At 45.5% G+C, this 13,608-nt stretch carries 11 protein-coding genes; 7 read left to right on the top strand and 4 right to left on the bottom strand.

Annotation, left to right across the window (positions count from 1 at the left end):
* Positions 1-96: 96 nt before the first annotated feature.
* Positions 97-777 carry a DUF3334 family protein gene (locus J4N45_RS07205; protein WP_042475468.1) on the bottom strand — a complete coding sequence of 227 codons (681 nt, stop codon included), beginning with the start codon at positions 775-777 and terminating at the stop codon, positions 97-99.
* A 306-nt stretch (positions 778-1,083) separates the two neighbouring features.
* Between J4N45_RS07205 and ydiJ the strand changes: the two genes are divergently transcribed.
* Positions 1,084-4,125, top strand: a complete 3,042-nt coding sequence (ydiJ, locus tag J4N45_RS07210; protein WP_252014293.1) for a D-2-hydroxyglutarate dehydrogenase YdiJ — start codon at positions 1,084-1,086, stop codon at positions 4,123-4,125.
* Between the two features lie 53 nt (positions 4,126-4,178).
* A complete protein-coding gene (locus J4N45_RS07215) occupies positions 4,179-4,643 on the top strand; it encodes a methyltransferase family protein (RefSeq protein ID WP_252014294.1) in 465 nt (154 codons plus the stop codon).
* Positions 4,644-4,686: 43 nt separating this feature from the next.
* Here the strand turns inward: J4N45_RS07215 and J4N45_RS07220 are convergent, their stop codons facing one another.
* The 3 genes from J4N45_RS07220 to J4N45_RS07230 form a co-directional block, all read right to left on the bottom strand.
* Positions 4,687-6,024: an IS4 family transposase gene (locus J4N45_RS07220; RefSeq protein WP_252012245.1), complete on the bottom strand. Its 1,338-nt coding sequence runs from the start codon at positions 6,022-6,024 to the stop codon at positions 4,687-4,689.
* A gap of 107 nt (positions 6,025-6,131) precedes the next feature.
* A complete protein-coding gene (locus J4N45_RS07225) occupies positions 6,132-6,857 on the bottom strand; it encodes a DUF3581 domain-containing protein (protein WP_234493872.1) in 726 nt (241 codons plus the stop codon).
* A 224-nt stretch (positions 6,858-7,081) separates the two neighbouring features.
* Positions 7,082-8,287 carry an MFS transporter gene (locus tag J4N45_RS07230; protein WP_252014295.1) on the bottom strand — a complete coding sequence of 402 codons (1,206 nt, stop codon included), beginning with the start codon at positions 8,285-8,287 and terminating at the stop codon, positions 7,082-7,084.
* A gap of 234 nt (positions 8,288-8,521) precedes the next feature.
* On the opposite strand from J4N45_RS07230, the gene J4N45_RS07235 reads away from it, so the two are divergent.
* From J4N45_RS07235 to J4N45_RS07250, 5 genes are all read left to right on the top strand, one after another.
* On the top strand, positions 8,522-8,893 hold the full coding sequence (locus J4N45_RS07235) for a DUF333 domain-containing protein (RefSeq protein ID WP_052412952.1): 372 nt from the start codon (positions 8,522-8,524) through the stop codon (positions 8,891-8,893).
* On the top strand, positions 8,886-10,097 hold the full coding sequence (locus J4N45_RS07240) for an alpha/beta hydrolase (RefSeq protein WP_252014296.1): 1,212 nt from the start codon (positions 8,886-8,888) through the stop codon (positions 10,095-10,097). The genes J4N45_RS07235 and J4N45_RS07240 overlap by 8 nt, the downstream gene beginning before the upstream one ends.
* 299 nt (positions 10,098-10,396) lie before the next feature.
* Positions 10,397-10,471 (top strand): tryptophanase leader peptide, encoded by a 75-nt coding sequence (tnaC, locus tag J4N45_RS27260; RefSeq protein ID WP_081936086.1) that lies wholly within the window; start codon positions 10,397-10,399, stop codon positions 10,469-10,471.
* Positions 10,472-10,741: 270 nt separating this feature from the next.
* Positions 10,742-12,202: a tryptophanase gene (tnaA, locus tag J4N45_RS07245; protein ID WP_252014297.1), complete on the top strand. Its 1,461-nt coding sequence runs from the start codon at positions 10,742-10,744 to the stop codon at positions 12,200-12,202.
* Positions 12,203-12,316: 114 nt separating this feature from the next.
* Positions 12,317-13,531 (top strand): aromatic amino acid transporter, encoded by a 1,215-nt coding sequence (locus tag J4N45_RS07250; RefSeq protein ID WP_252014663.1) that lies wholly within the window; start codon positions 12,317-12,319, stop codon positions 13,529-13,531.
* The last annotated feature ends 77 nt before the right edge of the window (positions 13,532-13,608 follow it).

A 13,608-nucleotide genomic window follows, 5' to 3' on the forward strand; every position in this document is an offset into this window, starting at 1 on the left:
TTAGCGACTTTTATGCAAAAGTGGAAGGGTGTCACAATAGGTGTGTATGGCTATGAAACTTCACACAGCCATACAGAAATTCAAAGAAGGTGCGTATCATAGCCCGAGTTGATCGAGGAGGTCTTGGTTGTCGTCGACCGCTTCCGCTTTGGGTTTGGCTTTCTCAGATTGAGCCGTTCGCGCTTTCTCAATAATAGCGTCCGGACACTCGTCTGGCTGAACTTCAAACTCTTCCATTTGAATAAATTCCGTCTTATCCATCGCAAACTCAAGATAGAAGATATTGTTGTTTTCTGTCGAGAAGGTAACGCGTCTTGCTTGTGGGCGCTCTAAGTTAGTGTCTACAGAGAGCACCACTTGCTTGTTGATGGACAGCATCTTTGGCTGGTTTTGAGTAATGTTGGTTTGCAGCTCTTTACGCACTTTATTCGTGAAATCGCCAACCAGTTGGTTCATCAATTCACCAAGTACATCGCCTACTTCGTCAGAGTTGTGGTGAATGGCCAGCTCTTCTTCAGGCATGCCCATGTTACGCATGTAGTTGGTATAAAGCTCAAGGGCGGCTTTGGACGTAAAGTTAATCACCACCAATCCCGAAAATCCGCCATCGAATAAAACAAAACAACCGTAGTCCGGCTTAAGTGTCGTTTTTGTTATCTTCTGAACCATGGCCGAATAGGTGACGCTGGATTCTGTTGCAGAAGTCAGGACGGTAGAAACCGATTGGCAAAGTTTTAATAGAATATCTTCTGTAGTGATTACTTTTGTTTTCTTCATTGCGGACCGCTTGATCTTATGGTGTCTTCCTTAGTCTTAGGAGTGTGTCATGAAGCAATGGTGTTGAAAAGGCATAAAACATAGCGAATGACACTGAGTTTCCGATTTGATCACATTTTTAATTGTTGTAAAGTGACGGGATAAGTAAAATCGATGTGCTTTCAGCGACGTATATAATCAAGCGAACTCAAGAAGCGGGATTTTCAGTACTTGGGTATGCAACTCTAAAACGTCAGCGATGCAGGGCAATTCTCACAATTTACTCCTTTGCCGAGTGGATCGGCAGACTTAGGGGGCAGGAAGCTAATGTTACCAAGATTACACTCACAATCTGATATTCATCCCACTGTGCTGGTCTTTTTACAGCAACTTGAAGCCGACGGCTTTACGGGGGATATCGAAACTCAATATTCAAGCCGATTAGCGGTCGCGACCGATAACAGTGTCTACCAAAAGCTGCCACAAGCTGTTGTCCATCCGAAATCAACGCACGATGTTCAGTTGATTGGTCAGCTTGCGAACCAAGATAAGTTCAGCAACGTCACATTTTCTCCTCGTGGAGGTGGTACAGGTACTAACGGCCAATCGCTAACATCTGGTGTGGTCGTCGACTTGTCACGCCATATGAACAAGGTGCTTGAAATCAACGAAGATGAAGGTTGGGTAAGAGTGCAAACTGGTATCGTTAAAGATGCCCTAAATGATGCCGTTCGCCCGTTTGGTTATTTCTTTTCGCCAGACCTATCAACCAGTAATCGCGCAACGTTAGGTGGAATGGTAAATACCGATGCATCCGGACAGGGCTCGCTTAAATACGGTAAAACCTCAGATCACGTTTTGTCCCTTCAAGCGGTTTTTGCCGATGGCTCACTGCTTGAAAGTAGTGAATCTGTTGATGTGTTGAATGAAGGTACGTTTGCCAAGCAGGCCGTTGAAATTGCAAGACAGGTCTGTGCTTCGCAACAAGCACTTATTAACGAAAAGTTTCCACCATTAAACCGCTTTCTAACCGGCTACGATCTAAAAAATGCCTACCAAGCGGACGACGATTCGTTCGACTTCACGCGCATTCTATGTGGCGCTGAGGGCTCTTTAGCATTCATTACTGAAGCTAAACTCAACCTTACTCCAATTCCAAAAGCTCGAACGCTTATCAATGTGAAATACAACAGTTTTGACTCTGCGCTGCGTAATGCCCCGTTTATGGTCGAGGCGAACGCGCTATCTGTTGAGACCGTTGACTCTCGCGTATTAAATTTTGCGAAGCAAGACATCGTTTGGCATACCGTTAGTGACCTAATCAGTGATGTTCCAGGCAAAGAGATGCTTGGTCTTAACATGGTGGAATACGCTGGACAAGACGAAGAAGAAGTAGCGCAAGCGGTTAAAGCCTTGACTGACAGCCTTGATGAAAGGCTTAAAACAGAACAAGACGGAATCATCGGCTATCAGGTGACCAATGATGTTGGCAGTATCGGTCGTATCTACAACATGCGCAAGAAAGCGGTGGGCTTGCTAGGCGCAGTGAAAGGTAGTGCGAAGCCAATTGCCTTTGCAGAAGATACCTGTGTTCCACCAGAAAACCTTGCTGATTTTATCGCTGAGTTTCGCACATTGCTTGATGGTCACAAACTCAATTACGGCATGTTTGGACACGTTGACGCAGGTGTACTGCATGTGCGTCCGGCACTGGATATGTGCGACCCTGAACAAGAATCTTTGATGCACCAAATCTCAGACGAGGTGGTGGCATTAGTCGCTAAGTATGGCGGCTTGATGTGGGGCGAACACGGTAAAGGTTTCCGCTCTGAATATGGACCAGAGTTTTTCGGTGAAGCGTTGTTTGGTGAGCTTCGTCGTATCAAGTCCGCATGTGACCCTCTCAATAAGATGAACCCCGGTAAGATTTGTACACCGCTTGAGAGTGAAGATGAGCTCGTGAAGGTGTCGGATGTTAAGCGCGGCACATATGATCGTCAAATCCCGGTTCAAATTCGTGACAGCTTTTCGCAGGCGATGGAATGCAATGGCAACGGTCTGTGCTTTAACTATGACACCGCGTCGCCTATGTGCCCGTCGATGAAAGTGACCGCTGATCGCCGACACTCACCGAAAGGACGTGCAGGCTTAGTTCGTGAATGGTTAAGACAGTTGTCCGAGCAAGGCTTTGATGTTCTGGATTTAGAAAATGAGACTAAACAAAACTCTAGCGCCAAAGGTCTGATAGAAAAGTGGCGAAATACCTTCAATAAGCGTCATGAGTATGACTTCTCACATGAGGTCTACGAAGCGATGAATGGTTGCCTAGCGTGTAAAGCGTGTGCGAGCCAGTGTCCTATCAAAGTCGATGTACCAAGCTTTAGAGCGCGGTTCCTCAACTTGTATTACACGCGCTATCAGCGCCCAGCGAAAGACTATTTGGTTGCCAATATAGAGACTATGTTGCCGTACATGGCAAAGGTGCCAAAAGTGGTCAACTTTGCTCTCAAGCAAAACCTAGTACAAAGCTTAACAGCAAAAACGGTCGGTTATGTGGATGCGCCGTTATTGTCGGTACCAACACTGAAATCTCGTATTAAGCAGCAGCCGATTTCCGAGTTTAACTTGGAACAGCTACAAGCCATTCCGCAAGGGCAACGTCAAGACTACGTGTGTATTGTTCAAGACCCGTTTACCAGCTTTTATGATGCGCAGGTGGTGGAAGATTTCGCTAAATTGATTCTCAAGCTTGGTAAAAAGCCTGTGATGTTGCCGTTTAAGCCCAATGGTAAGGCAACACACATCAAGGGTTTCTTGGCGAAGTTTGCCAAATCAGCGAAGAGCACCGCAGAGTTCTTAGAGCAAGTTGCTGCTTTGGGCATGCCTCTAGTCGGCGTCGATCCTGCGTTGGTTCTTTGTTATCGTGACGAATATGACGAAATTCTCGGTTCAGAACGTGGCGATTTCGATGTACTAACCGTGCACGAGTGGATGACTCCACTTCTCGCCGAATCTGAGCCAAAAGCTATAGCTGATGCAGAAGAATGGTATCTGTTTGCGCACTGTACAGAGAAAACTAAGATGCCAAACGCAGAGAAAGAGTGGGGCGCCATATTTAGTCACTTTGGCGGCTGTTTGACGACAGTACCCGTTGGCTGCTGCGGCATGGCGGGTACCTTTGGTCACGAGTCGGATAAGCTACAGATGTCAAAAGATATCTACGGCTTGAGCTGGGCTCCGAAACTAGACCAACTGCCAAAAGAGCGTTGCTTGGTGACAGGTTATTCATGCCGAAGCCAGGTAAAACGATTTGAACAAACCGCTACCAAGCATCCGCTGCAAGCGGTATTGCAGTTACTGAGTCAGTAACATCAAAGAGCGCCCACTGGGCGCTTTTTTTGATCTTGATAAAGGAGTTAATAGTGAAAGCGCTAGAGCTTAAGGTTCCACCTGTCTTGGTTTTTCTTATTTTAGCTGCTGTTATGTACCTACTTGCTAAGTTCGACAATGGTTGGCTCTATATGCATATCCCACTAAAAAGCATTTGGGTGTTTGGGCTATTCTCACTAAGCGGTTATGTGGGTATTTCGGGAGTTCTTGAATTCAAACGAGCCAAGACAACAGTCGATCCTACCAAGCCAGATAAAGCGAGTTGTATCGTAGATAGCGGGATCTTCTCTAAAACTCGTAATCCTATGTATGTGGCGCTGTTTGCGCTTTTGCTTAGTTGGGGGTTTTGGCTCGAGGATGGACTGGCAATTGCATTGGCTTGTCTTTTTGTGCCGTACATGAATCGTTTCCAGATACGCCCTGAGGAGCGAGCACTAGAAGCTATGTTTGGAGAAGACTACCGTACCTATAAGGTTAAGGTGCGACGCTGGATTTAATTGATATTCAAAGTAAAAGCCCCGTCAGATGACGCAACGTAGTTCACTTAAGAGGAGCTGCGTTGCGATTAACAGGGTATCGGGTTTTTGATATTTTTACCGCCCTAGGCCGATTTGGCTTAGGGCGTTTGTCTATGAAGAGGATAGACAAATCACCTCGAAGGCTCTTTAGGCGTTTCGGCGTGTTACCTAAAGATACCGCTTTACTCATCACTTTGAGCTGGCTGGCTATAAATTGGCAAGCATACTTAAAACTTATTTCATTAGGTAAGCGTCCGTGTTCAACGGCGGCTTGACTAGCTTCTCGTCTCACCAAGTTATAACCGAGTAGCAGTCCCCATAACTCTTGATAGACAAGCTCGACTGTTTTGCTTCTCAACACTAAAGCGTTATGTTGCATCGAACTCTTGATGTCACGATAACCTAATTCGATCTCCCACCTTTCATGATAAAGCTCTGCCACGGATTGAGCATCGTACTTATCTCTAGGAAGAGAGGTAAACACCGTCTTGGATTTACCTTGGACCTCGTAAGTGACCGCCCTGACAGTCCATTTCTCAGGAAGATTAGGGTTTTTCTTACGAGCCTGCGGTGAGGTCTTCATTTCCACAAGCATGTCACTGCTTTCTTTATCGTCTAATAGGGTATATTTGACTCCTTTCTTTGCAGGGAGAAGCCAGTGTCTATTTATTCCACTGCTTTGGAGAGAAAGGAGTAAATCTGCTCCATAGAAACCTTTGTCCAGTAATGTCACAGAGTTGTCTGGTAAAGCGTTGATAAAGGGCATCGCTAGAGGGATTTCACCTCGGCGATAAGGGCTTATCGCAGCATCAACGATGACATGAGAGCGAACGTTCATCATGGTCACAACCCTCAATACTGGATGAGGGGTTTGTCTATTGCTAGACGTATTACCAGAGCCAAAATGTTCTCTTAGTTCGGGTGTGTCAGCTGTTCTAAAAAGAGCACCATCTACAGCAAAAACCTGTAGGCCCTGCCAAGTATCATCAGGGTATCGCTCAAGCCCCCACGTTCTCCCACATTGCCTAAATAGCCATTCAGGTGCTGCTTTACCCAAGCGTTGCCTTGCTTGGGTTAAAGCACTCTTTGCCAACAGTTCTTCATCAGCCAAACCGTCTGCACAGACGTTCATTCTCCGTGCGACTTCGGCAATGGGTTCATTACGGAAAAAAGCCATACCAACAATTAACCACAAAACCATATCACTCGGTAATCGGCGTCGACGGATTGTCGCTTTATCAGACAGAGAGGCTGCTTTAGCGACCCACTCATCAGGAATGTGTTCAGAGAATGTAGTGAGTTGAGCTACATCGACAGGGTTTTCTTCGAGGAAGTCGGCAAAGAAGTTTTGAATAGACATAAAAAATCGGAAACCTATAAACAGGTTTCCGATTGTCTCTCATCAGAAGGATCGGTCAATCGATTCTTATCTGATCTACATTGCGTCAGATGACGGGGCTTTTTAAATTATGCTGCGTTATTGAGTAGCTCTAGAAACTGAGTTTTACGCTCATTGAAACGCGCCACAAGATCGTCTACCGCGTCATTGTCATAAGGCTTTAGACCACTCGCTACCATACGCTTAATGCCTTTACCAACAACCGCACCGTCTTCTTTGAATGCGAAGTTGAGAGTTACGACACCACGTTTACCATCAACGTCAAATGTCGCGCCTGTGAACTCCACTTCAGGGTGGGATAGGTCAAGACGGTCGAATTCTACTTCCATGCTCTCGTAAATCACTAGAGGACGTTGGCAGTTGATCATCATTTGTTGCTCCTGCATAAGAGGAACCATGATGTGAGGGAAGTTCATCCCAGAGAACTGAACGTAGTTCGTTACGACATGCTCAATAAACTCTTGGTTTTGGCTTACTTCACCTGTGTGAGTCATTTGAAGGTATTCTTTGCCAGACGCATCGACAACCGCACTCTCATGCTCGCCTTTCTCAACAACATTAAGCGCAACACCGTCACCAACCATGCCAGAGAAGTCAAAACGCATTTTTTGACTGATGCCTTCTTTTTGAAGTAGAACTGCGAAAAGCAGATCGCCAGGCACACAGAAGCGCTTGTTGTCTTCATCATGGATTGGGTTGAAGTCGCCCGCGACTTTTTTAGCAAAATGGCTTGCTTGTTGGCGAGTGAATTCAAACTGTTCGTTGTTACTTGATACGTATGGCGCTAAAAACATAATACTCTTAGATTTAACTCAATTGTTCGGGATTATATATTAGGAAAAGAGTTGAATGGTCCATCCAGTAAGAAAAATGACATAACTGACGGAAATTTAATAGATTGATTGGAGAGAGGTATCATATACGACAACAAATGCTGCTTTTTTCTTCACGAATGGAAGACGATAAAGCAACGGTCCAATAAAACCGCGGTGATGCTCCATCGTCTACTCTCGTAATGTTAGGCAGAAGCAACGCTGGTTGTTTTTGGTCTAGACACCATGACCAAACCAGCAACACAAGTGAGAGCAATCAAGATACCAATTAGCGATAAGGTAAATACCGACGCATAGCCAAATTTGTCGATGGATAGTCCAGCCAACATAGCGCCGACACCGAAACCTCCTGCCATACAAAGCATCAAAAGACCTTGAGTAAGCGCAGGGGAATTCGGACTTAATCGCCCCGCTATCGCTGGAATGATCATGTCATTCCAAGACATCGCCTGCATTAGAACAACCAGAAGAGCGATGGGTAATACTGCGCCAACATCGTGGCCTGATGTCACCCAGAATAGAGAACCTACGACAAGGTAGGCAGCCTGTGCTGCGTACCAGACCTTGAATGGACCGCTTTTCTGCATCCAGCGACCAGCGGATTCAAGCATGAATATACTGATAACGGCTGAGACAGCCATGCCTAGTGCCGAGTTACCAATTTCAACTTTATATACTTCCTTGATAAGAAGGGGACCTAGCTCCATAAGATTGGATGACAGGAACATAGAGAAGAAAACCGCAAGCAGAAACAGAAACCATGGGAGAGCTTTCTTTGCTGATGTTGACTTGTGCTCGAGCTCGCTACTCGTGTGCTCTGCACCTGAAGCAATCTCTACTTTAGGTGGAGGGGTGATTGTCACCATGGTTAATACAATTAGCACGAGACCCATAAGGATCAACAATTGGTTATCAGTGCTGACAGACAGATAGTCAGCTAGGGCGACCAATAACCCTGTCACGACGATCCCGAAAAATTGGCATTGATACAGATTGGCGAGTCCGCGTCCTTCCTCTTGTTGATTTTTGCTCGATGCTATGACAAAGGTTGGATTGAGTACCAGTAGAGCTACACTGCCAATACCGATTAGGGCACCGACTGTCCAGTAAATAGTGGTTGAGGTCTCAGCAAAATAGAGAATAAGCAGGGCGATAAAGTGAGTAAAAAGAGCCATGCGTTGCATCATTCGGTGACAAGAGTACTTATCCGCGATACCGCCAATTAGCGGGGCGAGTAAACCAGCGCCCCCAATGAGCGCCATTACTTGCCCAAGCAGTGCGCCACTTGCGGTTCTTTCAATTATGATTGGGTTGATAAGGATGGCGATCCCAACCCATTGTACGATACCAAGTGAAGCTTGAGCGAAATGCCATAAACGAACACCGTTCATATCTGCGACCTTTTTACTAATAATTTACTCATGAATTTTCAAGTATCCGCCCAAAGATACAAGTAACATACTCCGCGTTACCCTCTCACAATCGAACATGTGTTACCTGCTTCGATTCGGAATTCGAACTTGAACAGCTTTTAAGCTATTAGTGGAGGCGCAATCATAAACGTGGTTGAAGTTTGCCCAAGTTCATCTAAGTTTATGAATGTAGGGCGAACAAGGAGAACAACTATGAATAGTCGTACACTAATTCGTTGTATCGGTGTGCTAGCGTTAGGACCTGCAATGCTGATTGGCTGCGCAAAATCTGAACCAAAACCAGAGCCTGTTGGTATGGCAAATCCTGCGGCGGTTTACTGTGAAAAGCATGGTATGTACAACCTAGATACAGGGATGTGCAAACTCTCTTCGGGCGAAGAAGTGGATGCTTGGGAGTACTTTCGTGAGCATCATAAAAAAGGCCCCGATAGCGCAGCTCGATTTTGTGAGGCAATGGGTGGCGGCTATATGCCGGACACCAAAGAGTGTGCACTACCTGACGGTAAAGTTATGGATGCAGAGGAGTATTTCCGAGATCATCAAATGACCGGTGCTGGTGGCTAATCTGAATAAAGTCTTAGAAACAACGAGTTGGAGTAAAGTCCTTTTAGGAGCTTTAGTCTTAGCACTCGCTGGCTGTACCAATCCCATCATCAAGCAAGAGCCAGAAATGTACACCGTTTCTGGCTCCATTGCTCCTTACTCACAATCTACTTTCGACGCCTATGTTGATGATACTTATCAATGGCTCGATAAAACACGTGTCTTTCACGGCGCGGGATATGACGCAGAAATGGCGGCGGTAAGTCCTTATCGTCTTGAGCCTGAAAGTCCCAATGGTAAAGGTATCTTGCTGGTACATGGGCTGGGGGACTCTCCTTACTCTTTCATTGATATTGCACCCGTATTGGCTGAGGAAGGTTATCTAGTACATGTGATGCTGCTCCCTGGGCATGGTTCTAGACCCGCCGATCTCATGTCACCAACGCTGGAAGATTGGCAAAAGTCGGTTGCGAATCAGATCGCCATACTTCAAAACGATGTCGACAAAGTTTGGTTAGGTGGATTCTCTACCGGCACTAACTTAGCGACCACCTATGCGGCAAACAACCCAGAAGATATTGAAGGGCTTGTGTTGTTTTCTCCTGCTTACAGTCCAGACGATTTTATTGTTAGGTTCGCTGGTGCCGCCAGTGTGTTTGTAGACTGGGTCAATATTGCAAAAGAGCAAAACTATACTCGATACGACTCTCTGGCGATGCATGGTGCATCGCTTTACTACCAAACTACAAAAGAAGTAAAAGACACGCTTGAGTCCAATCAACTGACCATACCCGCACTGTTAATGGTGACTGAAAACGACGAGCTCATCGACACCGAGTCTGTTTATTCACTATTTCGGACTGAGTTCGTGCACCCCAATAGCCGATTGGTGTGGTATGGGGAAAGGTCCTACCCAGATGCGCGTGTGATTCAAAGCTCAATGAAGCTCCCAGAGATGAGCATAGAGAGTGGCTCCCATATTTCTGTACTTTATCGAAGAGATAATCCCCTTTATGGCGAACGAGGCTTAATGCGTCAATGTGGAGGAGAGGCAGAGGGGGAGGTATACACCGTTGATTGCGTTGGAATGCCAACACTCACCTACACTGCGTGGGGGTTATTTGAACAAGATAAAGTAAGTGCCCGTTTGAGTTGGAACCCTTACTTCGATGCTATGATGTCGAGAGTGATTAAATTTATGCAAAATGATGGGGTAGTAAAATAACAGTGTTAGTTTTAATTCGGACATTTCTTCAATAGATTGCAGGAGTTAAAATCGAAACCCATTTTATAATTAAAGTGTTAGGTGTTATCGCTGCTCTTATTAACTAGTACGCTATATTGATCTGCTTCAAATTATTTCTTGGTTTATATTTAGTGCATTCGAGATAATCAACTTTTTTGTTAGCGACTTCTCAAATTATATCCTATAGTAATGACTTGTACGGTAAGTTATAGATAATACACACAGTTACTTCGAAAAGCTTAATATCAAAGCTTCGAATATTGTAAGTAGGTAAAACTATGAATAAGTTCAACTCAATCAGTAGCTGGTTCACACTAGACTACAAAATCGCTTTCTTCTTTCCTTCGAGATAACCCTTTCTCTCGCACAATCCAGTGCGTCTAGCTGAACTGCTACCGTCGGCAATCCTGTTTTGACTCTAGCTTGCAATCAAAGCGTATGCTTTACGTGTTGCAATCCTAGTTTTAGGTGTTTTCGAATTCGGCATTTCAGTACAACTCAAAATAAAAATCAAATCGTATCTGGATATATTTCTAGATAGGGTTATCTGTAAATAAAATTTATCTTGTCGATTAATAATTAATAACGCTTGGCAAGGTGAGTTAAATATTAGGTGAATTAAAATGGAAAACTTCAAGCATCTACCAGAACCATTCCGCATTCGTGTTGTTGAGCCAGTAAAACGTACGACTCGTGAATACCGTGAGCAAGCTATCATTAAAGCGGGTATGAACCCATTCTTGTTGGACAGTGAAGATGTATTTATTGATCTTCTAACCGATAGTGGTACCGGCTCTATCACGCAAGAGATGCAAGCAGCGATGCTTCGTGGTGATGAAGCATACAGTGGCAGTCGCAGTTATTACGCTCTGTCTAATGCCGTAAAAGACATCTTTGGTTATGAACTGACAATCCCAACTCACCAAGGTCGTGGCGCTGAGCAGATCTATATTCCTGTGCTGATTAAAAAGCGTGAGAAAGAGAAGGGGCTAGACCGCACCAAGATGGTGGCGTTGTCTAACTACTTCTTCGATACGACCCAAGGTCACACTCAGGTTAACTGCTGTGTTGCGAAAAACGTCTACACCAAGGACGCGTTTGATACCGCGGTAAATTCAGATTTCAAAGGTAACTTTGACCTCGAGAAGCTAGAGGCTGCAATTATTGAAGCAGGTCCAGCAAACGTTCCTTATATCGTGAGCACGATTACCTGTAACTCAGCCGGTGGTCAGCCAGTTTCTATCGCGAACCTGAAAGCGGTATATGAAATTGCGCAGAAATACGACATCCCTGTGATTATGGACTCAGCTCGTTACGCAGAAAACGCGTATTTCGTCCAACAGCGTGAACCTGGTTATCAAGATTGGACCATTGAGCAAATCACTCGCGAGTCGTATAAGTATGCTGATGGACTTGCTATGTCTGCGAAGAAAGATGCTATGGTGCAAATGGGCGGCCTGCTTTGCTTTAAAGATGACTCCATGATGGATGTCTACACTGAGTGCCGCACGTTATGTGTAGTCCAAGAAGGCTTCCCAACCTACGGAGGCCTTGAAGGCGGTGCGATGGAGCGTTTGGCTGTCGGTCTTTATGATGGTATGCGCCAAGACTGGCTAGAGTACCGCATCAAGCAAGTTCAATACTTAGTTGATGGCTTAGAAGCGATTGGTGTGGTTTGTCAGCAGGCTGGTGGACACGCTGCGTTTGTTGATGCGGGTAAACTGCTTCCTCATATTCCAGCAGATCAGTTCCCTGCGCATGCCTTAGCTTGTGAGCTGTATAAAGTGGCGGGTATTCGTGCAGTAGAGATTGGCTCTTTGTTATTAGGCCGCGATCCAGCAACAGGTAAACAGCATCCTTGTCCAGCTGAGCTGCTTCGTTTAACGATTCCTCGTGCGACTTATACGCAAACGCATATGGACTACGTTATTGAAGCGTTCGAAAAAGTGAAAGAGAACGCACACAAGGTGAAAGGTCTCGATTTCACCTATGAACCAGAAGTGCTTCGTCACTTTACGGCAAGACTAGAAGAAGTCGAAGTCGTTACCCCAAAAGCAGAAGCTAAAGTGCTCGAAGAAGCATAATCGCCTCTTAGGAACGCAGCCATTTGGTTGCGTTCTTTTCCTTTAAAACAATAAAAATAATAGTTAAGGGTGCATCACCCTAATCCAATAACGTGAATCAAAGAGAGCAGTATGATGAAAAAGAATCCGTCGCTAATTGGTGGCGCATGCATCATCGCCAGCGTCTGTGTGGGCGCAGGGATGCTTGGACTACCCAGTGCGGGCGCAGGAGCATGGACAGTTTGGTCTATGTTGGCAATCGCGATTACCATGGTTGTGATGACTATATCAGGATGGATGTTACTTGAGGCATTCAAACATTATGAACTAAAAGTATCGTTCGATACGGTGACCAAAGATCTTCTCGGCAGCAAGGTCAACCTGTTGAACAATATTACTGTTTATTTCGTCGGCGGGATTTTACTTTACGCCTATATCACTTCTTCAGGCCTTATTTTACAGGATGTGTTGGGATTGAATGCGAAGATCGCTTCAGCGCTGTTCGTATTGGTCTTTTCTGCCTTTGTTTGGCACTCGACTCGCGCGGTTGACCGAATTTCAGTGGTGCTAATCGCCTTTATGATCCTCAGCTTTGTCTTTGGGGTTTCAGGTTTGGCGGTCAAGGTCGATATGGCAGTACTATTCGATACCATTAGTGAAGAGAACGCTTATGCACCGTATGCCATGGCGATGCTGCCTGTTGCGCTTACCTCTTTTGGTTATCACCACTCAGTATCATCGATGCGAGCTTATTACGGCGATGAAACTAAAGCCAAGTATGCCATTCTTGGCGGTACAGTGATCGCCCTTAGCCTGTATTTTCTTTGGTTGTTTAGCATCTTCGGAAACTTACCCCGCGCCAACTTCGGACCTGTGATAGAGCAGGGTGGCAATGTGGATGCACTTTTAAAAGCGCTGGGCTCTGTGATTGAATCAGAGCAGGTCGCGAATGCAATTAATACGTTCTCTATGGCCGCCATTCTTTCTTCTTTTATCGGCGTAGGGTTAGGCGTTTTTGATTTCTTAGCGGACTTTTTTAAGTTCGGCGACGATAAAGCGGGACGCACCAAAACGTGGTTAGTGACCTTCTTCCCACCATTAATTTTGTCACTACTGTTCCCATTTGGGTTCGTTATCGCCATTGGTTATGCCGGTGCGGCTGCCACTGTATGGGCATGTATTATTCCAGCGCTTCTCGCGCGTAGAACGCGTGTTGTACATGCAGGTGGCGAGGGTTTCAAAGCACCTGGCGGTAACGCCATGATCACGATTGTGATTGGCTTTGGTGTGCTTACCGCTATCTTCCATGTCCTTTCAATGATGGGCATGTTGCCAAGTTTTTCAGGATAGACCTCACTCAATAATCATCAAAAACATACCGCTGACTCGCGCTTTAGTGCGCAGTCAGCATCTCGAATATCAGGATA

Origin of the sequence: Vibrio sp. SCSIO 43140 (genome assembly GCF_023716585.1) — a bacterium.
Classification (GTDB): Bacteria; Pseudomonadota; Gammaproteobacteria; order Enterobacterales; family Vibrionaceae; genus Vibrio; species Vibrio maritimus_B.

Excerpts from the sequence above, each read along its gene's own strand:
- J4N45_RS07250 (WP_252014663.1), top strand. The coding sequence starts at position 12,317 with ATGAAAAAGAATCCGTCGCTAATTGGTGGCGCATGCATCATCGCCAGC.
- J4N45_RS07235 (WP_052412952.1), top strand. The coding sequence starts at position 8,522 with ATGAATAGTCGTACACTAATTCGTTGTATCGGTGTGCTAGCGTTAGGA.
- J4N45_RS07225 (WP_234493872.1), bottom strand. The coding sequence starts at position 6,857 with ATGTTTTTAGCGCCATACGTATCAAGTAACAACGAACAGTTTGAATTC.
- tnaA (WP_252014297.1), top strand. The coding sequence starts at position 10,742 with ATGGAAAACTTCAAGCATCTACCAGAACCATTCCGCATTCGTGTTGTT.
- ydiJ (WP_252014293.1), top strand. The coding sequence starts at position 1,084 with ATGTTACCAAGATTACACTCACAATCTGATATTCATCCCACTGTGCTG.
- J4N45_RS07205 (WP_042475468.1), bottom strand. The coding sequence starts at position 777 with ATGAAGAAAACAAAAGTAATCACTACAGAAGATATTCTATTAAAACTT.
- J4N45_RS07230 (WP_252014295.1), bottom strand. The coding sequence starts at position 8,287 with ATGAACGGTGTTCGTTTATGGCATTTCGCTCAAGCTTCACTTGGTATC.
- J4N45_RS07220 (WP_252012245.1), bottom strand. The coding sequence starts at position 6,024 with ATGTCTATTCAAAACTTCTTTGCCGACTTCCTCGAAGAAAACCCTGTC.